The organism is Mannheimia sp. ZY171111 (assembly GCF_017750945.1).
Classification (GTDB): Bacteria; Pseudomonadota; Gammaproteobacteria; order Enterobacterales; family Pasteurellaceae; genus Mannheimia; species Mannheimia pernigra.
This window is the reverse complement of sequence record NZ_CP046532.1, coordinates 2097485-2120502: the sequence shown is the minus strand read 5'-3', so window position 1 is coordinate 2120502 and position 23018 is coordinate 2097485. Positions and strand designations below refer to the sequence as shown.

The 23018-nt window shown below is 42.3% G+C and carries 29 protein-coding genes; 3 read left to right on the top strand and 26 right to left on the bottom strand.

Going from position 1 to position 23018, the window contains the following annotated elements:
• Nucleotides 1-13: 13 nt before the first annotated feature.
• The 11 genes from GM698_RS10135 to GM698_RS10630 form a co-directional block, all read right to left on the bottom strand.
• Nucleotides 14-283: a hypothetical protein gene (locus tag GM698_RS10135; RefSeq protein ID WP_209289385.1), complete on the bottom strand. Its 270-nt coding sequence runs from the start codon at nt 281-283 to the stop codon at nt 14-16.
• Entirely contained in the window at nt 267-941 is a 675-nt protein-coding gene (locus GM698_RS10130; protein WP_245189269.1) for a DUF4376 domain-containing protein, read from the bottom strand. The genes GM698_RS10135 and GM698_RS10130 overlap by 17 nt, the downstream gene beginning before the upstream one ends.
• 8 nt (nt 942-949) lie before the next feature.
• Nucleotides 950-3271, bottom strand: a complete 2322-nt coding sequence (locus GM698_RS10635) for a phage tail protein (RefSeq protein ID WP_245189268.1) — start codon at nt 3269-3271, stop codon at nt 950-952.
• A gap of 1 nt (nt 3272) precedes the next feature.
• Nucleotides 3273-3815: a phage tail protein I gene (locus GM698_RS10110; RefSeq protein ID WP_176808478.1), complete on the bottom strand. Its 543-nt coding sequence runs from the start codon at nt 3813-3815 to the stop codon at nt 3273-3275.
• Nucleotides 3805-4722 (bottom strand): baseplate J/gp47 family protein, encoded by a 918-nt coding sequence (locus GM698_RS10105; RefSeq protein WP_209289384.1) that lies wholly within the window; start codon nt 4720-4722, stop codon nt 3805-3807. The genes GM698_RS10110 and GM698_RS10105 overlap by 11 nt, the downstream gene beginning before the upstream one ends.
• The gene (locus GM698_RS10100) at nt 4719-5054 is read right to left on the bottom strand and encodes a GPW/gp25 family protein (protein ID WP_176808480.1); all 336 of its coding nucleotides are present in this window, start codon (nt 5052-5054) and stop codon (nt 4719-4721) included. The genes GM698_RS10105 and GM698_RS10100 overlap by 4 nt, the downstream gene beginning before the upstream one ends.
• A complete protein-coding gene (locus GM698_RS10095; RefSeq protein WP_209289383.1) occupies nt 5054-5623 on the bottom strand; it encodes a phage baseplate assembly protein V in 570 nt (189 codons plus the stop codon). Before GM698_RS10095 ends, GM698_RS10100 begins: the two co-directional genes overlap by 1 nt.
• Nucleotides 5624-5749: 126 nt before the next feature.
• Nucleotides 5750-6037, bottom strand: a complete 288-nt coding sequence (locus GM698_RS10090; protein ID WP_209289382.1) for a type II toxin-antitoxin system RelE/ParE family toxin — start codon at nt 6035-6037, stop codon at nt 5750-5752.
• On the bottom strand, nt 6030-6209 hold the full coding sequence (locus tag GM698_RS10085) for a hypothetical protein (RefSeq protein WP_209289381.1): 180 nt from the start codon (nt 6207-6209) through the stop codon (nt 6030-6032). The genes GM698_RS10090 and GM698_RS10085 overlap by 8 nt, the downstream gene beginning before the upstream one ends.
• A gap of 72 nt (nt 6210-6281) precedes the next feature.
• The gene (locus GM698_RS10080; protein WP_245189267.1) at nt 6282-6938 is read right to left on the bottom strand and encodes a BRO family protein; all 657 of its coding nucleotides are present in this window, start codon (nt 6936-6938) and stop codon (nt 6282-6284) included.
• A 625-nt stretch (nt 6939-7563) separates the two neighbouring features.
• A complete protein-coding gene (locus tag GM698_RS10630) occupies nt 7564-10269 on the bottom strand; it encodes a tape measure protein (protein WP_371739923.1) in 2706 nt (901 codons plus the stop codon).
• Nucleotides 10270-10656: 387 nt separating this feature from the next.
• On the opposite strand from GM698_RS10630, the gene GM698_RS10070 reads away from it, so the two are divergent.
• Nucleotides 10657-10935 carry a hypothetical protein gene (locus GM698_RS10070; protein WP_176808489.1) on the top strand — a complete coding sequence of 93 codons (279 nt, stop codon included), beginning with the start codon at nt 10657-10659 and terminating at the stop codon, nt 10933-10935.
• A 27-nt stretch (nt 10936-10962) separates the two neighbouring features.
• Here GM698_RS10070 and GM698_RS10065 read toward each other — a convergent pair whose 3' ends face one another.
• From GM698_RS10065 to GM698_RS10015, 12 genes are all read right to left on the bottom strand, one after another.
• Nucleotides 10963-11427, bottom strand: a complete 465-nt coding sequence (locus GM698_RS10065; RefSeq protein ID WP_176808490.1) for a phage virion morphogenesis protein — start codon at nt 11425-11427, stop codon at nt 10963-10965.
• Nucleotides 11420-11905: a phage tail protein gene (locus GM698_RS10060; RefSeq protein WP_176808491.1), complete on the bottom strand. Its 486-nt coding sequence runs from the start codon at nt 11903-11905 to the stop codon at nt 11420-11422. The genes GM698_RS10065 and GM698_RS10060 overlap by 8 nt, the downstream gene beginning before the upstream one ends.
• Nucleotides 11902-12123 (bottom strand): TraR/DksA family transcriptional regulator, encoded by a 222-nt coding sequence (locus tag GM698_RS10055; protein WP_176808492.1) that lies wholly within the window; start codon nt 12121-12123, stop codon nt 11902-11904. Before GM698_RS10055 ends, GM698_RS10060 begins: the two co-directional genes overlap by 4 nt.
• Before the next feature lie 24 nt (nt 12124-12147).
• Complete coding sequence (lysC, locus tag GM698_RS10820) at nt 12148-12378, bottom strand: Rz1-like lysis system protein LysC (protein ID WP_371739895.1); 231 nt, start codon at nt 12376-12378, stop codon at nt 12148-12150.
• On the bottom strand, nt 12272-12727 hold the full coding sequence (locus GM698_RS10050) for a hypothetical protein (RefSeq protein ID WP_209289380.1): 456 nt from the start codon (nt 12725-12727) through the stop codon (nt 12272-12274). The genes lysC and GM698_RS10050 overlap by 107 nt, the downstream gene beginning before the upstream one ends.
• Before the next feature lies 1 nt (nt 12728).
• Nucleotides 12729-13256, bottom strand: coding sequence for a lysozyme (locus GM698_RS10045; RefSeq protein WP_209289379.1), 528 nt, complete (start codon nt 13254-13256; stop codon nt 12729-12731).
• Nucleotides 13256-13459, bottom strand: coding sequence for an HP1 family phage holin (locus GM698_RS10040; RefSeq protein ID WP_176808495.1), 204 nt, complete (start codon nt 13457-13459; stop codon nt 13256-13258). The genes GM698_RS10045 and GM698_RS10040 overlap by 1 nt, the downstream gene beginning before the upstream one ends.
• 21 nt (nt 13460-13480) lie before the next feature.
• Nucleotides 13481-13693, bottom strand: coding sequence for a tail protein X (locus GM698_RS10035; protein WP_176808496.1), 213 nt, complete (start codon nt 13691-13693; stop codon nt 13481-13483).
• Entirely contained in the window at nt 13693-14208 is a 516-nt protein-coding gene (locus GM698_RS10030) for a head completion/stabilization protein (RefSeq protein WP_209289378.1), read from the bottom strand. The genes GM698_RS10035 and GM698_RS10030 overlap by 1 nt, the downstream gene beginning before the upstream one ends.
• A gap of 109 nt (nt 14209-14317) precedes the next feature.
• Nucleotides 14318-14989, bottom strand: a complete 672-nt coding sequence (locus GM698_RS10025) for a terminase endonuclease subunit (protein WP_209289377.1) — start codon at nt 14987-14989, stop codon at nt 14318-14320.
• Nucleotides 14990-14998: 9 nt separating this feature from the next.
• Nucleotides 14999-16027 carry a phage major capsid protein, P2 family gene (locus tag GM698_RS10020; RefSeq protein ID WP_209289376.1) on the bottom strand — a complete coding sequence of 343 codons (1029 nt, stop codon included), beginning with the start codon at nt 16025-16027 and terminating at the stop codon, nt 14999-15001.
• 15 nt (nt 16028-16042) lie between these two features.
• On the bottom strand, nt 16043-16867 hold the full coding sequence (locus GM698_RS10015) for a GPO family capsid scaffolding protein (protein ID WP_209289375.1): 825 nt from the start codon (nt 16865-16867) through the stop codon (nt 16043-16045).
• Between the two features lie 153 nt (nt 16868-17020).
• Between GM698_RS10015 and GM698_RS10010 the strand changes: the two genes are divergently transcribed.
• Entirely contained in the window at nt 17021-18823 is a 1803-nt protein-coding gene (locus GM698_RS10010) for a terminase ATPase subunit family protein (protein ID WP_209289808.1), read from the top strand.
• 8 nt (nt 18824-18831) lie between these two features.
• Nucleotides 18832-19866 (top strand): phage portal protein, encoded by a 1035-nt coding sequence (locus GM698_RS10005; RefSeq protein ID WP_209289374.1) that lies wholly within the window; start codon nt 18832-18834, stop codon nt 19864-19866.
• A gap of 684 nt (nt 19867-20550) precedes the next feature.
• On the opposite strand, the gene GM698_RS10000 is transcribed toward GM698_RS10005, so the two are convergent.
• The 3 genes from GM698_RS10000 to cmoA all read right to left on the bottom strand — a co-directional run bounded on the left by GM698_RS10000 (nt 20551) and on the right by cmoA (nt 23018).
• Nucleotides 20551-21147: a DedA family protein gene (locus GM698_RS10000; protein ID WP_159630058.1), complete on the bottom strand. Its 597-nt coding sequence runs from the start codon at nt 21145-21147 to the stop codon at nt 20551-20553.
• Between the two features lies 1 nt (nt 21148).
• Nucleotides 21149-22165 carry an HTH-type transcriptional repressor PurR gene (gene purR / locus GM698_RS09995; protein ID WP_176808502.1) on the bottom strand — a complete coding sequence of 339 codons (1017 nt, stop codon included), beginning with the start codon at nt 22163-22165 and terminating at the stop codon, nt 21149-21151.
• Nucleotides 22166-22289: 124 nt separating this feature from the next.
• Nucleotides 22290-23018, bottom strand: coding sequence for a carboxy-S-adenosyl-L-methionine synthase CmoA (cmoA, locus tag GM698_RS09990; RefSeq protein WP_176808503.1), 729 nt, complete (start codon nt 23016-23018; stop codon nt 22290-22292).

Below are 23018 nucleotides of genomic sequence, written 5' to 3'. Positions count from 1 at the left end.
GGGTTTAACAGAATCAATCAATTTGCGTAAATTCGGGGGGATATTGCTTGCGACTTACCTCGCTTTCATAGGCTTGCTTACAGTGATTTTTGTCAAAAAACAGACTATTAACTAACCAAAACCAGAAACGCCAACGCTTTTTAGGGTTCGGTTTACTCGCCCCACGATAACAACGACTAGAAAAAGTTTCATCCGCTGCTCCGCCTGTTAAGGCGTTGAAGAGTTGGTCGATGGCGATTAAAACGTGGTAGCCCCATAATTTAATTTTATTGATTTTGCTCATTGAGATACTCCTCATACGTCTTAGTCCAACCGTCCGAATAGTCATATTCCAGCGGATTTTCTGCTTGCTCAACCACTGTTTTGTGGCGTAATGCGTTAGCGTGGTTGCCTGTTTTTGCAGCCATCAACGCTTGCCAAATTACTATCAGCTTGGCTTTGTTGAGCATTAATATTGAGTTGTCTGCACACGTCCAAGCAATCTCGCCCACCGCATCGCCAAACAGGTCAAAACTACTTTTGGCACTGAGCAAATTACGCTCAGCGGTGGCGTCGGTATCCAGCCATTTGTCGAGTGGCTCAACATATACGCCTCCGTTAATCTTGCGGTCTCGTAAGGCGTTGATTGCCTCTCTTACTTTTGCAATTTCTGCGGCGTTTTTGACCGCTTGTTGCTCGGGGGTAATGACCCAAGTCTCGCCGTCCCAAGTGTGGTAATTGCTTGGGCTGGGCTGCTTTAGTGCCACATAATGCCACGTACCATCTTGCCATTGTGCCATATAGCCCTCTCTTATTTCGGGCGGTGACGTATCAATACAGTTGGCAGGTAAAAGATATACACCTTGTTCCGATTCAAGAGGCGATAAATCCGCTTGGGCTTGACCAAGGTAAACACCTTGTGCATCAAGCTGGCAGACGGTTTTTGTTTGTGGATAATCCATTTTTACTCCTAATATTTTATGCAGGCTAATAATGCCACGTTGCGGGGGCGGTTTTCATCGGCCGTTGGTACAACACGCGATGCGTCAAAGGTAAAGCCATCATCCCAATGACTGCCACTACCACCTCGTCTGCCAAAGTTTTTTATTCTAAAGGCACCTACTCCATTACCTTGCGTCTCCTCGATCCCAGCCCAGACCTCACCTGTGATGTTGCGGATAGCGTCTCCCTGCGTACTCCCCAAACGTCTGCCCGCATCCACATTACGCCCATCATCCAAGCCACGTAAAAATTCACCTCGCAAATCAGGCAGATTAAATGTGCTATACCCATTACCCGCACCAAATGTTGTCCCAATTTTGGCAAATAGTTCCGCATAGGTTGTACGAGAGACCGCCGCACCATTGGCTTTTAGCCAGCCATTCGGGGCGGTATCAGTTGCAAAGTAAGCAACCGAACCGACAAAAGATGCAATTATCTCATCCGCTCTATTTTTAGCCTCCACGCCTTTGTCATAAGCAATTTTTACCCCTGCCACACTAGCTGGCTCGGTGTCCGAATTGGAGGTAACGGAGCTACTTAAATCGCTATCAAGTAGCATTGTCCCGTTTTGTTTTTTTATTTTGACTCGTTTGAGGTTATCCCCTATCGGCGTTTTGTAGATAATGTGGGCGATATCGCCGCTGTTATCTGGTTGTGACTCAATTTGCACATAGCGTCTCGAATTATTTTCGAGCTGGATTGATGAGTAATCGCCGCTTTTTAAGCGTAAATCCCCGTTGAGTTGCTGGCTGTTTGTAATGCCGTACCCTGCAAAGGTGGTACTACTGTTTGCTTTGCCGTTTAGGGCATTTTGCAAGCCTGCAATCTCGCTAATACCGTGATTATGTCTATCATTGGCTTTGTTATTTAAGGCATTTTGCAAGCCTGTAATCTCGCTAATACCGTGATTATGTCTATCATTGGCTTTGTTATTTAAGGCATTTTGTAGTCCTGTTATCTCACTAATACCGTGATTATGTCTATCATTGGCTTTGTTATTTAAGGCATTTTGCAAGCCTGTAATCTCGCTAATACCGTGATTATGTCTATCATTGGCTTTGTTATTTAAGGCATTTTGCAAGCCTGTAATCTCGCCAATACCATGATTATGGCTACTGTTTGCTTTGCCATTTAGGGCATTTTGCAAGCCTGTGATATCAGCAATCACGTGTAGATGACCCGCACCTGCATTACCATTAGCGATACCTTGCACGGCGTCGATGAGGTCTTTGAGTACTTTACCTTGTGCGGCGGTCAAGGCTTGGTCGGTTGCGGTGCTGGTAAGCGTATTATTAAGCGTTAGCGTTATGTCGGTACGCTGCCAATCAGACCAGTTGTCATCACTGCCGCTGGTTTGCCAACGCTCGTAGGTCTCGCCTGTATAATGCACCTTAAATAGTTGCCTACTCCAACGCTCATTACCTGGTCCACCTGCTATCACAATCAGATGCCCTGTTTTATTTGGTGGGGCATTGGTGGTTGTGCTGCGTGAGTTAAAGCTGTAAATCCCATCCGTGCGATAGGTATTGAGATCGCCTGTTGCAGATTGCACTACAAAGTCCGTGATACCATAACCTGCAAGCGTCGTAGCTGGGGATTGTTTAGTATTGGCCACCCCGAGTGCCTCGTCTGCTTTATTTTTAGCTTCCACGCCTTTGTCGTAGGCGGTTTTGACTGCTTTTAATGTGGCAGCTTTATCTTCGGCGTTTGAGTTTATCTCGTTGCCTAGTCCGACGATGCCTTTACTTGTTAGGTTAGCTTGAGGTAAGCGGTGAGAATGGCCGTCATCTGCAATCAGAGATTCACTGTTTTCGTCTAAATCTTTAGGCGTAAGCTCGGTACGTTTCGCCCAAAGCATTGAATTATCTACCGTCAGTGTCACGCTATCGCTTGAGCTAACTAATAAAATCATACGGATTACTTGTATTTTGCCACTCCCATCAGCTAATTGTGGCTTATAGCTTTCAGGCGTGTTAGCAATCGCGACTAATCTATCATTATTATCAAAAATGCCGATCTCGCGAATGTAAAATCCGCCTATATCTTCGGGGATAATTAATTCAAAAATAACCTGTTTATTATTTCTGACATCTAATTTTATTGATGAGAGATTTGCCTTATAAACCTCTCTTGCTAAAGATTGTTGAGTGGCTTGTGGGGTAATAGGTTGCCCATTACCATCACCAATAGCCATTTTGACAATATTTAATGGTTGTTTATGGCTAATAGCTTGAGCAAAAGCCGTTACACCGTAATTTGTGAGGACTGAATAAAATTTTGGACTTGTCATTTTATACCTTGTTGGGAGGGTAAATTGTCATTACATCAGTGCTATATTGCCCGATAAAAAAATTCAGTTTGCCCGTTGGTGAGATTGAGATCGCCAGTTGTTTTAAATGACGTGATACAGGTTTTGCATCATCCACCAACCTAACAAGTTCGTTATAGGTTTCTTCATTTAACCCGATTTCCGGCACTTCTACTGTGAGGCTAAATTCACCTGCTTGCATTGTGCTGGTGTTAAACCACTCTTTCAGATCGATTAAATAGCCTATTGGCTCAATCACTCTTTTAATTGCGGTGATTGTGCCTTTTTGTTTATGGATTAAAAACGATTGTTCGATGCTTAGCCGCTTAACTTCTTCGCTCCAAGCTTCGTCCCATTTATCTACCGATAACGCCCAAGCAAGATAAGGTAATAAATGAGCTGGGCATTTTTTCGGGTTGATTAAATCTGCAATAAATATAGGATTTTTGACCGCTTCACGCAGGCATTCTGCCGCACGCTTTTCCAGCTTGCTTGAGTTAGTAGGCAGTAAATGTTTAGTAATCATTGCTTATTACCGTTTCAATATTAATGCGAGTGCATAATCCTGTTTGACTATGATTTAGCACTATATCTGCTCTAGGTTGTAGCAGCTCGACCCGTTGCACACCTTCGATGTGTAACACGGCATAAATACCCGATAGCGATATATCTCTACCTAATCGTCTCTTCTCTTTGGTGTACTTTTCAAGATTTTTAACCGCGGCTTGTTTAATGGGTTCGATTTCTGGACCTTGATACACGTGTAATTTTGCCTGTATCTCATAAGTTGTATTTGTGCAGGCTTGCACCGTTACGCGGTCGCCAATCGGGCGTATGTCGTCATCGTTTAGCTTGTTTCTGACTGCCTGTAATATTTCTGTAGTTGGTATGCCGTTATTATCACTGCTCATCACCGTCACTAATACGCTTGCAGGACTTGGGGAGCTTACCGATACGTCCGCAACTTTTTCGTGAGCGGAAAGGGCGTGGAAAATATACGCATTACAAGGACCCGCAACCGATAGCCCCTCAAAAGCCAGTTGGATTCTCACCCGATAATCATCGTCTGCTTCTAAAACTTCTAGTGTCGGTGGGTTGGTGGTTAAATCTTCGGTTTGGATAACTTTACGGCCAACATTGTAATTCGCGCCTATCACATCTAAATCTGTGCCAGTGGCATACGCAAGCATTGTTGCCTGTGCAGCATTATTAATGCGTTGTCGCTCAAGGAGTTGTAAATAGCAGTTTTCCTCAAGCAGTTTTGTGATTGGTTCCGATTTCAGGGTTAGCCTTGTTGCCATTACGGCTCTTTCGCTTTCGTCTGTGTAGAGCGATAAAAATTTTGCCTTGCGTTCGGTCAGTAAGGTTTCGTAATCTAGATCTTCCAGCACTTTCGGGGCAGGGAGTTTGGATAAATCGACAATTTCGCTCATAGTTTTAAACTCATTCCTTTAATCGAGATTTTGCGTTTTTTAATTGTAAAATCTAAAGTGCAGATAAGCCTGCTTTGGTTATCTTGTGCAAATTCCACTTTAAATCGGGTAATGGTGATGCGGTGTTCCCACTGTTGTAATGCCATCACGCAAGCAGCGGAGAGCTGCATAAATAACACGGCGGCAATCGGCTTATCTATCAGTCTGTCAAGATTACTCCCGTAGGTTCTCCGCATTACACGGCTACCTTTTGCCGTGAGTAAAATATCTTTGATGGATTGCTTGATGTGCTCTACTTCATCATCAAGCTGTTCACCTGTTTCTCGGTTCATTACGCTTTCGCTCCGCTGGTTGGTCTGCCATCACCTTGTTCGATGTGGTGGTGCGATTGCAAGCTAATTCCACCACCTAACACATCACCTTGTGCGGTAACTGTTCCTTGCACCGATAAATTACCGCCGACTTCAACATTTTGCGTGGCTATCACTAGGGGCGTTTGGAGCTCAATTTTCTCACTTGCTTGGACTATCACCACTTTGCAATTTTTTACAGTTAATTGACCGCTTGCGGTGTTGTAGCTGATTTCTGCACCGTCTGAAAATCTAAATAGATGCTCATACTCAGATTGGCTCGGGGCGTTTTGGGTGTAAAGCCCAAACAAAATAACGCCTGCAGTAAATTCACCACTTACGCTAAGTACTACGCACTGCTCACCGATTGTCGGAGCAGACCACGTTTGTGATGTGCCAGCACGAAAAGTCAGCCACGGCAGAAAATCAGTGGTAATGCCGCCCGAATTAACCCGTGCGGTGGCTGTGGCTAAATCCACTTCGGCAATTGTGCCTAGCCTTATTACGTTATCTAAACGGCGGAGTTGGTCGGTTTGGTTGGGTTCACTCATTTTCATTACAAGCGGTTTAAAAATGAGGATATTTTGCAAAAGGGGGCGGCGTTTGGGTATCGGTGTGCGATGTGAAATGGGGTTTAACAAGCAAAGAAAAAGCGACTTTAAAAGTCGCTTACTCGATTAATTAGAAAGGCTTGGGTAAAGTCGGCGTGTATGAATAATTGTGATGATAAACACATCTTCCTCGATAATTTCATACACAATGCGATAATTTCTCACAAAGGTTTCTCGTGTGCCATCATCTCGAACTAGCCCGATTGTTGGCATAAAAGCCAGTAATTCTAATTTCTTAACAATGTCATCATAGAGTTTAAGACCGCTTTGTTCATAACCTGTAAACTCAATAACATTTTCTAAAATCTCATCAATATTACTGCGAGCTCGTGGGGTTAAAATCAGATTAGCCATAGACAACATCTCTGTTTCGGCTTAGTTCCATTTCTTGAATTTTCTGCTCTAATCGAGCTTGAATTTGTTTTTTAGCAACCTCAAGCGGGATTCCTTGCCCGGCTCTAGCTTGTTCTCTGCCAATACGAATCTGTTCAGCCAAAAACTCATCATAGCCTTTTTCTTTAAACATAACTTGCTCCCATAAAAAACGGACAATTTAGGGCATTGTCCGCTTTTAGGTTTACGTTGTCAAATTGAGTACTTATTTTTCTAGCAAACTCAACGCCCCTTTCACAAACATAATGCGTTCATTATCCCCTTGAATAAAGGCTTTGGCTCGGTCTAGGGCATTTTTTAGAGGATACTGCAAATTATGCAAATAATGCCCACCAATTTGATGATTTATGCTACCTCTTAACGGAGAACGCTCTAATTGATGTGCCATTTCAAACGCCTGTGTGCCGAAACTGTATAAATCCATTATCACACTTAATGCTTTGGCTTGCTCTTCAAGCGGTTGTTTTTGCGGTAATTTTTGCGAATACAGCCCTGTTTTACGAATTTGAGGCAACACGTCAGCCGTTACCCATTTTCTGAAACGATGTGGCACTGAACCTTTTTTCACGGCTTCACGACAACGGAGAATTAGGGTGTACATTCCGCTTTCGCTGACAATCCCGACTGATTGCACTTGATTTGCGATACTGTCGGTTAAACCGACGGTATCTTTTAAATTTAATGTTTGATACTCATCTTCGTCTAATTTGCTGATCGCATCACGAGAATTTGCGATATTTAACGCATTACAAATATCCACCGATAAGAACCAAGGTTCATTATTGATTGCAATTACACGAATAGAATGAGTTTCAAAATTAAATGTAGAAAGTTGAGTTTGAGTAGTAATTTGATTAGACATAAGTCTGCTCCTGTTTGTTTTTTTCTAAGTTTTACCCTATTTGATAGGGTGCCGAGAGGTTAGAAAACCGCAAACAGACGGTCGGGATTATTCCCCCGAAGGGTATTGTATTCTCCGCCCTCTCGACATTGAGCCTGTGCAATCCTTTTCTAATGGCTGGAAAAAGATCGCAAAATTTAGACACAAAAAAACCGCTTGTCTGACGGGTGCGGATTGCCGCTGTTTGTTTAGGTTTCTACGCCTATGGGGTGAATACTAAATGAAAAATCCCACTGTGTAAAGTGGGATTTAAACATTATTGCTTTTCGCATTTTGATAGGCAAGACGCATTCCTTTTGATGGAAATCCCGAAAATCGGGCGGTCGGCAGCTCAAAACCTGTAAACAGTCAGGCGGAATTATTCCCTTACGGTGTTGTATTCTTCGCACTGCCGACCATTGGTAAAAATTTGTTGTTTTTTGACCGCTTGTAATGGGCTAAGTAATGGTAAGACTTAAACCACTAAATGACGGATACAAAAAAATCACGCTGACGGGGTGAATTACCGCTGTTTATAAGGCTTTTGAGACCTTGAATTCATCATAATAAAAAAGCCTATTGAAATCAACAGGCTTTTAGTGAAATTTTATCCTCTATCCCTTAAAGACGATCTCGCTCTTGCCTGTTTTTGGCGTTCTCGTCTATCTAACTCTGCCGTAACCATTCGGGCAATTTCTTGCGGATTTTGTCCGCTTGTGGCATTGATGGTAATCTGGATATTTTGCGAAACAGGGGCGACCGTTTGGCTTGGTTGGCTTGCCGTGAGCGGTGGTCGGCTATCCACTTTTACCATTGGCATAGGTTGAGCCAACGCAACACTTGAGGCGAGAGCCGCAAGCCCTGCTACTCCACCATAATTTAAGCGGTTAAGGTTCGCCACCCCTAAGCGTGCGGTTGCCTCTTTGGTCATTACATATTCGCCACGGTGTACAATCCCTGCAGGGTCATATTTGCCCCCGTTGCCAGTGTAGCCGCCTTGTGCAAAGCCTTTACTATTGCTAACTAAGTCACCAACCCATTTTTGCTCAATAATATCTGGTTTGGGTAGGTGCGTGACCATATTATTCACGGTATTTTGGGTTATTAGGCTTGGGCTTGGTAACGGCAAGTTAGGGCTTGTTTCTGTTTTGCTATAGTTTAAGCGGTTGAGGTTCGCCACCCCTAAGCGTGCCGTTGCCTCTTTGGTCATTACATATTCGCCACGGTGTACAATCCCTGCAGGGTCATATTTGCCTCCGTTGCCAGTGTAGCCGCCTACGGAAAACTGCTTTTTCGGGAGGTTTTGGGTAATGCCTGCCACCATACCGACAACGCTTGAGGTTTGAGCCATTTGCGGTTTTGGATCTTCGCCGCTGAAAAATGCTTTGGTTTTATCCCAAGCTGTCCCAACTTTATCGGTAAAACTGCTACCGATCTCACTGAGCTTATTTTTCACCCCATCAAAGGAAATATTGCTGATATTGTTAATCAGCCAACTTACGCCATCAATGAGTGCAGAAAGCGGAGCAAGAGCAAGGTTTAACGCCGCAGCCGTCCATTCGCCAAACTTCTTGCCCCAGCTTGCCGCAGTTTCCAGCGTTGTCGCTGATTCTTGGGTTGGAGAGAGTAACTGCTTAATCCAGTTAAATACACCCGATACTGCACTTGCAATGGCATCAAATAACGGACTAATTGGGGCAAATGCTTGTTTAATCGGTTCAGCCGCCGTACTAAAGCCCTCGAAAAAACCGGAGAAAAAGGCTTTGATTCGTTCCCAGTTTGCATACAATGCAGTCCCAGCTATCGTAATGGTTGTAATCGCTAATCCAATCGGCGAGAAAATACCAAGTAATAATTTTAACGGCGAAAACATAAAACGGATGATGCCAAGCAACTTAAAAAAAGCACCTTTTAATAAATTCCACCAAAATACTTTTGTTTTCAGTTGTGGAATCAGCATTTTGATACTATGACCTAATTTCCCAAAGCCACCAGCAATAGTAGGTAAAGTCATTAGTTGGCTAAATTTAGCTTTTACAAAATTAGCTGTTGTACCTGCTGAATATAGCGATTTATTAAATAATCTAAATTTGTTGTCACTATTAAATAGAGCCTTATTCAGCAAGCTAGTCGCACCTGTAAATTTACCAATTCCCAGAGCTATTCTTGCGACAGGATATAATGCAAAACTTGCTACCATTGCAAAAGCACCAAGCACCATTAAACTAGAGCCAAGTATAGCCGACCATTTAACAAATGTTGCTATCAGGCCTTTATTTTCTCTAGCAAGTTCAGCAATCCATTTAATCGCAGCAAAGATTTTTTCGCCAAATTCCCACAAGCCCTGCACAGTTTCTTGAATAATTGCACCAATATCTTCTGCCCATTTTTGCAATTCTCCATTTTCAGCCATTTTATCGAGACTGTCTAAGACCCATTGCAACTTATTTTTAATCCAGTCAAATGCTCCTGTTTCCATTACTTGCATTTGAAAATTTGTCCAATAATCGCCAATTTTAGCCCAAATCCCTACTAAAGTTTTAGCTTGTTTTCCCATTGCTCCTGCATATTTTTCATTAAAAATACGGGTTAGGGTTTCTTCAATTTCTTTTCGGTTATTTTTGTTTACTTTGGCAACTTGTTGTTTACCCAATTTATCGGTATAAGCATACTCAATAATATTTGTACCTTTAACAACACTGCCTTTAATACCAAACTCTTTCAATCGCTCATTTTCGCCTGTTAATGCGTCAGCTATTGCCTCAACAGCTTGCATTACAGGTTTACCCATTGCAGCACCTGTATCACCTAAGGTTTGTAATAAACCATTTGTAGGATCGAGTCCGTAAGCTCTTAATTTAACAAATGCCTCCATTGCCTCATCAAGATTTGAGGGAGTATCTACGGCGAATTTTTTTACCCAGTCAAAACTTTCTTTTGCTTTTTCAGCACTTCCTTCTGTAATTTCTAAAATAGCATTAAACTGTTCAAACTTCCCTGCAGTCTGTGCCATTCCTACAACACCCTTACCCATTCCAACAACAGGGGCTGCGATTGCAGCACCGCTAATCATTGAGCGTTGCCCTAAATTATGTAATCTTTCGCTCGTATTTTTTACCTTTTCAACCGTTGCACGGTATTTTGCATTCCGAGCTTTTGCAGCATTTAATTTTTCTAATTTTGCTTTTTGTTGGTCAATACTTTTATTTGCCTGTTCCATCTGCTCTTTTAGATGACGTTGAGCCTGTACTAATTTGCGAGTATTAATGCCGTTATTATTTAATTCTGCTCGTTGAGTTCGTAATTTTTGGATTTGCTGATTTTGTGTTGTTTCAAGTTTTTTTACTGCATTGCGAGCTTGTTCAAATTCCCTTTTCATTTTTTGAGTTGGACTAGCAACCGAATTTAATTGCCTACCCAATTCTTGAGCTTTATTTTTAGCTTCGATAATCGCTTGATTATTAGCTTGAATAGCTGCTTTTGTGGTTTTAAAAGCATTAACTAAGTTTTGAGTTCTTTCTAGCTCTTTCAATTTGCTTTTTGATTGATTAATACTCTTACTTAGTTTATCTATTTGAGCTGTTGCACTTTTAAAAGGTGCAGTTAATTTATCAATCGCTGATAAAACTACTTGAATTTTTAGATTTTGGCTCATATTATGACCTTAATGATTTTTAGGGACTTTTACAAAGGAGTTTGTATGGAACTCTTATTTATTTTGCTTGGTTTAATTGGTTTTAGTGCATTGTTAGCTGTGGGATTTACCGCCTTTGCAACCCTATTTAGTCTTGTAATGACGGCTTTTTTAGCTCTGCTTTCATTTTTGGCAAGCTCAATCGGGCTTTCGATTACAATTATTCTCGTTTCTCTCTATGCCTTATTGCCATTAAATATCTTTTTGCTCACTGCATTAATTTTTATAAGCATTTTAGGCTTCCTCTGTTGGTATTATTCAGAAACAAAACGTGTTAATTCGTAATCGAAGCGGTCAAATCTGACCGCTTTTTTAATACTCCGAACCACTTACCGCCCTTACCACATAATCCTCTATCATCTGCCTGTCTTCATCGGTAAAACCCAATAACTCACGGCTGGCGTATTTCACCTTTAAATGCCAATCTTTCCGCACTCGGGCGGTTAAGCCCTCTTGGTGGATTCTGGCAATCACAGCATTTCCACCTTCATAGCCTAGGCTAATACCTTCATTTTCCAGCCGTAATCGCATAAAACTTGGCTTCGTGATTTTATTAAACATCTTGCCCGACTTGATTTTGCCCTTAACCTTTTTCTTCGGCGTTTTACGGGGTTCGTAGGCTGTGCCGTCTGGGTTTTGTTGGGCTTTAATTCGTCTGCGTTGGCTTCTAGCCAGCTCTCGCCCGATTTGTTGATACATTAGCCGTCTGCGTGGTTTGCTGACGTTATTCAGCAAGTGGTCAAAGGCGGTTTTAACTTGCTCAATAGCCTCACTCATTACCTTTTACCCATTGATAAATCAGCTCGTTTTGCAAATAGACCTCGTATTCGGTGAGGTGGGTAAATCCAGCTACATCGGCAAGGTTCGGCTCGGCGGCGTGGGTTGCCGTAAAATGCCCATTTTCCTCTTTCACGATCACCCTTTCGGTGAGCGGAATGCGGATATAGATGTCGTAGCTGTCGTGGTTGTTGCGGTCAATCTCGAACTCGATTTTGTTTTGTAGGTCTGGGTGTTGCAGTAGCTCCCATTGTTCGTTGCGAATAAAGGTCAGCACAGGCACAAATAGCACATCGGGGTGGTAGGGGAAATCCACCACGATAATTTCTAAATCGTAGTGGTACTCAAAAGAGGGCGTTTTACTGCCCCTGCTTTTAATGTTGCCTTTGTCGTACTGCAAAATCAGTTTTTCGGGGTTGGTTTTAAAGGTATCTATGGTTTGTGTGAGTAGCTCTCGCAAGCGGTCAGGTTTTATCATTTGCGGTAGCCTTTTTGTTTGTGTTCGTGAATCATTTGGCAATCAAAACAACGTGTGCAGCCGATTACCATTTCTCGGCGTTTTTCGGGAATGGGCTCACCGCACTCTTCGCATTCTAAAAGGCTAGTGCAAGCGGTCTGATTTTGCAAAATTTTTGCAAGTGCCGCCTCTCGGGCTTTTTCGGCTAATTCGTTGGCTCGGTCGATTTGGTCTGACATAGTCGTCCTTATTAAAAAAGGCGATCACTCGCCTTGGTTGATTTTGTTGTATTGCTCGATGCAATGCTCGAACGATTCGATGATGACTTGGCACACCTCAATGGTGTTGAGGCTTTTGTCTAGTGCTTTGACAAGATCGCCGTTGGTGTTAATTTCGGTTGCCAGTGTTTGGCACTCCAGCCTTTTCGGGCAGATTATCGGGTTGGGCTTGATGATTTGATAGCGTACCTTTTCGCTGGTTGAGCAACTTGCCAACAGTATGAGGCACGGCAGAATCAGCCCATTTTTTGTGTTTTTCCAGTTCGTGGAGGATGTCATTGCTTCGTTGCTCCGCTTGTTTCATTTTGGCTAAGACTTTGTTGTTGAGGTTATCGACTTGCTTTTGGTATGCCTCAAGCTGAATTTGGCTATTTTCGAGCTGATTGGCTAAATTAAGGTTATCGGCTTGAGTAAGCTCAATTTCTGTTGTTTTAGCTTGTAGCTCGGCTTTTAGGCTTATGTTGTTCTGAAATAAAACAAAATTTGCGACTACTCCACTTAATACCAGAAAAATCATTAAGGGGCTGAAATGTTTGTTGGTTAATTGGCAGATTTTCGCAATCATCTTAACCTCCTAAACACAATCGGCGTTCTTGTTCTCGCCTTGTGGCTAAGCCGTTTAACTTTTTGCCACCAGCGTACACCCAACGCTCAAACTGTTGGCACATTTCAGGACTATAGCCTCGGTTTGCCATTTTAAACAGGGTGGATTTTTTCATTTTGCCGCAGCCTACGTTAAAGGTGATGGAAGTCATTGCTTCAAATGCTCCTTGTGGTAGATTTCTGCCGTTGCCGTAGAGGTTTACGCAGTTTTCCGCAATTTGAATATCTTTCACCCAACGCTCGGCAATTTCCAAATCGCTGTATTTGTGATTTTTTTCGATTTTTTGACCGCTTGCCTCGGTTGAGCCAATGCCTACGGTTAATACATCGGCAGGGCATTTATACGGATCACGTCTGCACCCTTCGGCATTGCCAATAATGGCTAAACCTGTTTCTGTGGTGCGGATTTTATCGCTGTAATTTGTCATCACCGCCCCGATTACAGCCGCAACGGAGCAGACAAACGCCCCAATTTTTACGCTTTTGCTCATCAAAATTTTTCCTTGTATTGTTTTAGTTTAAGTTCTAACTCTCGTTCTTTTAGTTTGTGCTCTTTGGCTTTGTAAGACCAATTCAGAAAAAGCGTTAAGAGCGTGACTAAAATACTGACAAGTACGCCAATGTCAGAGAGTGTTAAACTATTAAATAAATTGCAAATTGCCGCTAAAATCGTGGCTTGTTCCGTTTTTTGCATATTAATCCTGCACTTACGCATTTAATCCCAAAGTTGCACGGTGGATTTTGAAACGGTGATAAAACTGCTTTCAATCTCTGGCATTGTGACTACTGTCCCCATTGGCAAACGGGGCAAATAGGCAAGCTTGGGGTTGTATTCCAATGCTATTTCTACCAATCCTGCGGTTTGTCCGTAGTGGCGAAAAATCAGCTCGTCTAAGGTTTCGTCTTGGCGTGCAATAAAGGTATTCATTAAATTAATTCACTAATCATTCGGTTTTCGCCCAAAATATCACGCACTGCAAAATGATAATCTCGCTTTAAATCACCTGCAGTGGTGTCTAGCTCATCCGCTTTGTCGTGTCCGTCTTTGGTGCTGTCGTAACTGCGGTAACGCTCATAGAGATTCGCAACCGCAAGGCAATACACGGCTCTTTTGTATTTGTATACCAGCACACTTTCGCCGTTAATTTGCTCGTCATCACAGGCTTTTAAGCTTGCCTTTTCTGTTTTTTGGGCGTTTAAGCGGTAACTTTTTAGATCAGCATTTACCGTTGCTATTGCCTCAATCACCGCTTGTTTTAACCGCTCATTGATAACCGTGCCATCTATCCGCATTGCATTGCGAACTTCAAGCAAATCAATATTGGGGAAAAAGCCATTATTGGTAATGGTCTCGTCAGGTTCAGCCGTGGGCTTAATCGCATTTTTACTGGATTCATAGCCTTGCACTTTTGGTATGCTGATAACGGTATTTCGTTGTTCCATATTGCGTTCCAAAGTAAGGGGTGGGGATTTTAAAACGGTGTAAAAGGAATAAATCACCGTTTAAAATCCGCCCCTTGGTTGGCGTGATACGCTCTGTTTCGGCTTTCACCTACTCGTTCGGTTGTTCGGCTTGTTTGGTAAGTTGTTTTTCCAACTTATCACGCAAGCCTTTTGCACCGCATTGGCTATCAAGCTGGATAGCTCGGTTGTAATGCTCTAGTGCGGTTTGTGGTTCGGTTTCTTGGATTAGCTCGCCTAGCTCTCGTAAGAGCTTGGCTCGCACAGGGTCGGGCATATCTGATTCGGCAGTGAGCTGATTGGCTTGTTTTAGCACATCCACCTCAAAGGGCTGTTTTTGGTCTCTTGCCTTTTTCGCAGCCTCGGCTAACTCCTCTACTAATGCGGTTGAGGCGGTGCGTTGGAACTGCTCTGGCATTGCCAAATCGTGCATTAGCACATATTGGGCAATCTCAAGGGCGGTTGGGTAGTCACCGATGTCAATCGCCCAAATGAGCATTGTGGTGATAACCGTGTCTTGCACACCGGAGCCTTTGGCAAGCGAGCCTTCCACCCACGGGCGGTATTGATCAAAATTGTTGCGTTTAAACTCAATCTTTCGCTCAATCGACTGAATTTGCTTTAATTGGCGTTGATGGGCTTTAAGTTGGGCTAGGACTAAGTCATAGCCTTGTAAGCCTTCAAGGTTTTCTCGGTTGGGGGTTGCAGACTCACTTTCTGCGGTTTTCCGCAAAAAATGAGCCCGTGCCGGACTCATTCGCATAGTGCCACCTTACTCTTTATCTTTGAGGGTGATGTTTTCAATCAGCGCTGCGCACTCGTACTCTTCTACGATGTAGTCGATATTTTCACTTTCGTAGGTTTCGATGCGGTCTTTTTTCGGGTTGTTGATCGGTAGCTTACGGGTCGAACCTTCTTGGATATAAATAGCCAAGTTTTCCAGCTTAGTGATTAAAATCGCATTCGCTGGGAAGAAAGAGGCTCGCACCGCTTTTAAGCCACCAATCCGTTTTTGCGAGATCACCAAATCCGCTGCCAGTTGCTCGGTCGGTGCATTGTCTTTATTGACAATCGGGAAGTATTTATCTGCAAGCAGTTTACGGCCTACAATCGCCACTAAATCGGTGTCGTCACGATGCCATTCAGCGATCATCTCTTCGGTGGCGTCCATCACCAGTGCATCAAGGTTGGTGTAATCTTGACCCTTGCCAACTAACACTTGATTGCCGCTACTTTCGCCCTGCATTACACGCTCTGGGGCATTGTCTCGGATTTTTTGCAACCAGCCTTTTGCCACGTCTTGCAATAACGGGTTGCTGTTGCGATCACTGGTTGCCGCACGGCTAGTTCCGTTGAAACCAACCATCAGCAAATCACGCTGACGCTGTTTTACAGCCACATTGGCAAGGCGTTTTTGGAAATCAGGGAATTTTGCCCAAGCATCTAATTGTGCATAGCGAACGTGGGTGTCGAAGTTGATTTGTTGACAGTGGTAGGTCTGCTTGACCAGCTTAGCAATATCAGTCGTTTTACGCTCTCCATCACCACTGGTGTCGGTGGTGCTTGCCACCGTGTGCGATGAGTCTAATCCAAGCGTTTCGCCCATTTGCTCTTCAACGAAGTTGAATTTGATGAGTTTTAAAAACTCTGAGCTTTCACGCACCTTTTCATAGAGTTTTTGCTGTACAGAGGGAGTAACGGTGTATTTCACACCATCGGCCAGCACGTTGTAAGGGATATTATTTAACTCTGCTTGGCGTTCAAGGTAAGCTTGGTATTTTTCAATCGTCAATTGTTTCATTCGTGTTTCCTTTGGTTAGAAATCGCTTTGTTCGTCTTTGCTGTTACCACCTGTCGCTTTCGGGCGTGGGGTGTAATTGGCAGACGGTTCTTGTTCCAGTTTTGCAAATTTTTCGGCAAATTCGCCCGCTTGTTTTTGCAATTCGGTAAATTCGGTTCGCAATGTGCCTAGTCCGGCTTGCAAGCGGTCGTTTTCTGCCGAAACTTTGCTAAACTGCTCTGCTAACAATTCCATTGCCTTTTCGTGTTCGGCAAATTTGCCGTCATTGTCGGTTTTGGTTTTGGTAAACATCGCCTTGAATTTCTCCAGCCACGCACCTTTTTCAGGTTCAGCCGTAAATTCTAAATTCGCCTCTACCGCCTCACTCACAAGGTTTTCCGGCTTTTGCTTGCGGTCTGAAAGCGGGGAATGTTCTACTTTTGCACAGAATTTTAAATATTCCGTGCCGAGGCTTGCCGGTGTATCAGTCACCGCTAAACCAACTAAATACGCCTCGCCGGTGTCCGCAAAATTAAGGTCAATTTCCACAGAGGTATAAACTTTTTGCTTGTCTTTTACTAACTTCACTAAGGCTTCTGTTGGCTCAACTTGGGCTAAAAGCTGGAGTTTGCCGTCTGCGTTTTCTTCGGTTTTAACCGCTAATACATCGCCATAGCTAAAAGAATGGGCATCGTTTGGGTCAAAATAACGCCAGCGGAAATGCTCAAGATTTACTCTTGCACCATATTTTTTCGGGTCGTAGTTTTGTGTGATTTGCGAGAGCCATTCACGGCTGATTTTGCGACCGTCTGTGGTTGCACCTTCCGTTGCCACTACAAACCATTTCGATTTTTGTGTCATTGCGTGTTGTCCTTGTTGCTGAAAAGGGATAGGTAAAAATCGGATTTATGATCTGGTTTTGTGCACGTAGTTGCAATTTTTGGCAAGTGTGAAATGCGGTTTAACAGGCGTAAGCAAATGCTTAAACAAGGTGGATTTTTGATAATCGCACCTATGAAAAATGAAGATAGCATCACCGAATATGAGGTTTTAGCCTCTAACCCGATTCACGATAAACGCCAAGCTCAGTTGATGTACTGGGCTGGCTATATCGTGACCGAAATTTCACGCCAGCTAAATATTCCGGTCTCTACCATTGCAAGTTGGAAAAAGCGAGAAAAATGGGACGAAATTAGCCCGATTGGGCGTGTCGAAGCAACAATCGAAGCTCGCTACAATCTACTTATTCTTAAAGAGGACAAATCGGGCAAAGATTTTAAGGAGATTGATTTACTACGCCGACAAATGGAGAGCGTGGCACGAATCAAGAAATACTCCAACGGCGGGGGCAACGAGGCGGATTTAAACCCGAACATCAAAAGCCGAAATAAAGGCGAACGCAAAAAGCCGGAGCAAAATGCCATTTCCGAAGAACAAGCCGAACTGCTGATAAACGGCTTTTTAGACGGAATGTTCCATTATCAGAAAAAATGGCACGAAGCTGGGCTGACTCACCGAATCCGCAATATTTTAAAAAGTCGCCAAATTGGAGCGACTTATTACTTTGCTCACGAGGCATTAATTGATGCGTTAGTAACCGGACGAAATCAGATTTTTATTTCCGCCTCGAAAAAACAGGCATTGCAGTTCCGTGCCTATATTGTTGATTATGCAAAACGTGTCGCCGATGTGGACTTAAAAGGCGAAACCATTACCTTGCCGAACGGTGCACAGTTGATTTTCTTAGGCACGAACTCGAAAACGGCTCAGTCCTATCACGGCAACCTCTATTTTGATGAAATCTTTTGGGTAAACCGCTTTGAAGAAATCCGCAAAGTGGCAGCGGGTATGGCGAGCCAAAAGCAATATCGGATTACTTACTTTTCCACGCCGTCATCAATTACTCATTCTGCCTATCTGCTTTGGTCAGGCAAGCTGTTTAACCGCAAACGTCCGAAAGCGGAACAGGTGGAAATTGATATTTCGCACGCTAATTTGAAAAACGGCAAAAAGTGCGGAGACGGGCAATGGCGACAAATCGTGAATATCTACGATGCCGAGGCAGGTGGCTGTAACCTGTTTGATATTGAGCAATTAAAACTTGAGAACTCACCCGATGAGTTCGAGCAGCTCTTTATGTGTGAGTTTATTGATGATAACCAGTCTGTATTTAAATTCACGATGATGCAACGTTGCCTTGTGGATTCGATGGAGGTGTGGCGAGATTATGTCTTTACCGATGGCTATCAACGCCCATTCGGCAATAAAGAGGTATGGGTGGGCTATGACCCTTCCTACACAGGCGACCGTTCGGCATTGGTGGTGATTGCCCCACCGAAAGTGGACGATGGGAAATTCCGACTATTAGAGTATCGCACTTTTAAAGGTGCCGACTTTGCCGAACAAGCGGCAGAAATTGTCGCTATTTGTGCAAAATATAACGTGACACGGCTAGCGATTGATACCACAGGGCTTGGCGTTGGTGTGTATGAAATCGTGAAAAAAGAACGCCCCGATGCGGTGGCTCTTACTTACAACGTGGAGCTGAAATCTAAAATGGTGCTGAAAGGCTTAGATATTATCAGCAAAGGACGATTTGAATTTGACTCAATGCACGCGGTTGAGGTTGGTGCAAGTTTTATGGCAATCAAAAAACAGATCACCAATAGCGGCCGACAAGTGACCTACGTCGCCGACCGTTCGGAAGAGGCAAGCCACGCCGACCTTGCGTGGGCCTGCTTGCAGGTATTTATTAATGAGCCGTTTGATGGGAAACTGGAAGAAACGACCGGCACAGTAGATTTTTTAGATGATTAGGATAAAAAATGAAGAAACAATTTCGCAAAAATTTAACCAAAAATGACCGCTTGCAAGCACAGACTGAAATCTTTAGCTTTGGCGACCCAATCCCTGTGTTAGACCGTGCCGATATTCTCAACTATTTAGAGTGTACAGCGATGTTTGATAAATGGTATAACCCACCGATGAGCTTTGACGGCTTGGCGAAATCGTTAAGGTCATCAACACACCACGAAAGTGCGATCATCACCAAAGCAAATATTTTGCTCTCAACTTGTGAGATTGATAGCCGTTATTTATCACGCCGTGATTTGTCATCGTTTGTTAAAGATTATTTAGTATTCGGTAACGCCTATTTTGAGGTGGTGCGAAATCGCCTTGGGCAGGTACAGCGAATCGAATCACCTTTGGCAAAATATGTGCGAAAGGGTGTAGAGGCTGGGCAATTTTACTATGTGCCACAACGATTCGATCACCAAGAGCACGAATTTGCCAAAGGCTCAATCTATCACTTGCTTGAGCCTGATATTAATCAAGATATTTACGGCTTGCCACAATATCTTTCGGCCCTGCAATCTGCGTGGTTAAATGAGAGTGCTACTCTGTTTCGCCGTAAGTATTTTTTAAATGGAGCTCACGCCGGCTTTGTGTTTTATATGACTGATGCTGCTCAAAAACAAGAAGATATTGATAATATTCGCCAGCAGCTCAAGCAGTCAAAAGGGGTGGGGAATTTTAAAAACTTGTTCGTCCACGCACCAAACGGCAAGAAAGATGGAATACAGATTATTCCGATTGCTGATGTATCAGCCAAAGATGAGTTTTTTAATATCAAGAACGTGAGCCGTGATGATGTGTTAGCCGCTCACCGTGTGCCACCGCAACTGATGGGGATTATCCCAAACAATACCGGTGGTTTTGGCAACGTGGCTGATGCAGCCGAGGTGTTTTTTATAACTGAGATTGAACCATTGCAAGAGCGATTGAAAGAGTTTAACCAGTGGTTAGGTCAAGAGGTTATCAAATTTAAACCGTCCAAATTATTGCAACGACCACAATAAAATAGATCCTTACAAGCTCAAACATAGCCCCCTAGATTGGGGCTTTTTGTTATTCTTAAAACAAAATTTTTACCGATTAGATAATAGACTTGGGCAATTTATTATACCAAAATCACGAGTAAAAGACACTTCAAAAATAAATTTTCCCTTGTTTTTCAATAACTTTCTTCGTCCGCCCCTGCCCGTCCGCTCGTATCCTCGCCACGCCCGCACACTTAAAGTGTCGATTTCTACGCAAATGCAAAATCCGATCCTTACAAGCTATATATGGCAATAGTGCGATCTTTTCACTTCGATCTTTTTACGCAAATTTACGCACCTAAACGCAAAAATATTACCATATAAATAAAATCTCTTATACCTAAATGTTATATCCAAACACTGCTCACTGATGACCATAACTTACTGATAAATAATGCCTATTGGTGCGAGCTAGTCGCACCATTATCCCTATAGTAGCCTTTCGTAACTGCTCGCAAATCCCTTGTAAAGCCTAGTACGAAAGGCTTTTTTATTGCTTATTCTCAACATAACTCAACGCATTAAAACGCATTTAATCTCTTTTTTATGTAACCATCTTTGTAACCACTTATGATTGTAAGTTAATAACAGCGATAAGTCTCAAAACAAAAGCCTATCAAAAAGATTGATAGGCTTTGTGACTTCAGCATTATTATTGTATGTCTATTTAGCTTTTTTATTTCTATACCATTTCCAACCGAAAAATAAGATTACCGCACCTAAAATAGCAAAAATAATATGCTGACCGTTGGTCACTTGTTCTTTCAACCAATCTAGATTTGAAGCACCGTAATCCCCTAAATAAACCCAAATTGGTACAGAAATAATTGCAGCAAAAAAGTCTACGAGTAAAAATGTGCCAAAGTTCACTTTTTGAGTAATACCTGAAACAAGGTAAATTACTGCTCGTAGTCCTGGTAGGAAACGTGCCATAAATAGTAATTTCCAACCTTGCTTTTCAAAACGTTCTTGCACCATTGCAAAGCGTTCAGGTGTGGCTATACGTTTTATGAGCGGAAATCTTAGAATTTTTTCGCCGTAAATTCTGCCTAACCAGTACATAGTACTATCGCCTATGAGTACACCTAGCATACTTATAACGAGCATCCAATGCACATTAGTATAACCTAGCCCTGAAATTACCCCACCTGAAACTAACGTTATATCTTCCGGAATAGGTAAACCAAATCCGCAAGCAAGTAATACAAAAAATACCGCCCAGTATCCATAGCTACTAAAAAATTCAATTAATGTTTCCATATTACTCCTTAATGGTTAAATTTCTAACCGATTTGCGTTTTACTAATTCAGGGAAAAATTCCAAAACTTTAGGCTCTTTCGCCTTTTCATTATTCTCAATTCGTTCTAGTAATAATTCTAAAGCGGCTGCTCCTAGGCGTGATTTTGATTGGTGTACTGTGGTAAGTGGCGGAGCATAAAAACGTGAGCTATGTACATTATCATACCCGATCACAGAAATATCTTGTGGCACATTTAAGCCCTTTTCAGTAATAGCTGAAATGGCACCTAATGCCATTACATCATTAAAACAAAATACGGCTGTTGGTAACTCTTTGTTTTTGAGTAAGTTATTCATACACTCATAACCGCCCTCTGGCTCGAAATCACCTTCTTGAACCCATCCATCTCTAAGTGATAAGCTAGCATCTGATAATGCTTTTTTAACGCCTTCAAAACGCGTGCGTGCAATCTCTTTATCTAGGTTGCCAGTAATAACTGCAATTTCTTTATGCCCATTTTCTATTAAATGTTGCGTAGCTAAATAACCGCCATCAAAACCGTGATCTAAAATCACATCAGCTCGCCCATCACTCATTCCCCAATCCATAATAACCATTGGAATATTGGTATTTTCAAAAATCTCGAATGAATTACCCGCATATTCAGAGCACATTACTAAAATACCATCAACTCGTTTTTTAATTAGCATGTCTAAATGGTTTTCGATTTTTTCTAATTTATTTTGAGTATTACATAAAAATAGTGAATACCCCTTACTGTAGCAAAATTCCTCTACTGCTAATACAATTTCTGCAAAAAATGGAGATTCACTAGTTGTAATAATCATACCAATTGATTTAGTCGTATTCACTTTTAAGCTACGAGCAACCGCACTAGGAGAATAATTTAATGTTTTGATTGCATCCCAAACAGCTTTAGTTGTATCTTCTGCAACAAAACGGGTTTTATTAATTACGTGTGATACAGTCGTAGTTGAAACACCAGCCTGTTTAGCGACATCTTTTATTGTTGCCATACCATTTTCCTCAAAAATAAGTCACTGTGCATTATAACTGATTCTACCTAATTTTGGGTTATAAAGAATAAATGAAGTACAAGCGGTTGTTTTTGTTCAAAAATTTGCAAAAAATAACCGCTTGTTAAGATTTAATTGCAATCACGGAACCAAAATTAAAGCATTGAAACCAGAGTTCTATTTGCTTAAATCCCGCCTCTTTTAAACGCTTTTTATGGGTTTCAATATTATCTGTTCGCATTACATTTTCTAACGCATTGCGTTTTTGGCTTACTTCTAATTCGCTGTAGCCATTCGCTCGTTTAAAAGTATGGTGAAGATCGATTAACAATTCATTCATCATTTCACTTTCAAAGGTAAATTTTTCCGATAAGATTAAAATACCATTTAAATTTAATCCGTGATAAATTTTTTGTAGTAACGAAAGACGATCTTCTCTCGGTAAAAATTGTAGCGTGAAGTTTAACACCACCATTGAAGCATTCTTGATTTCAACTTGGCGAATATCATCTAATAAAATTTCAACGGGAATATCAGAGTGGTAAGCATTCAAATGTGTTTTGCAACGTTCAACCATTGGTTGAGAATTATCCACACCGATAATCTGTACATTTTGGGCTCTTACATTACGGCGGATAGATAAAATACCCGCCCCCCTTGAGCAGCCCAAATCATAAACATTTGAATTATCTGTGACAAACCGTTCCGCCAACATACCGATTGCCGTAATAATATTAGAATAGCCTGGCACAGATCGTTGGATCATATCTGGAAAGACTTCCGCTACCGATTCATCAAAAGTAAAATCGCCTAATTTTTCAATCGGGGCTGAAAATAGAGTATCTCTTTGCAT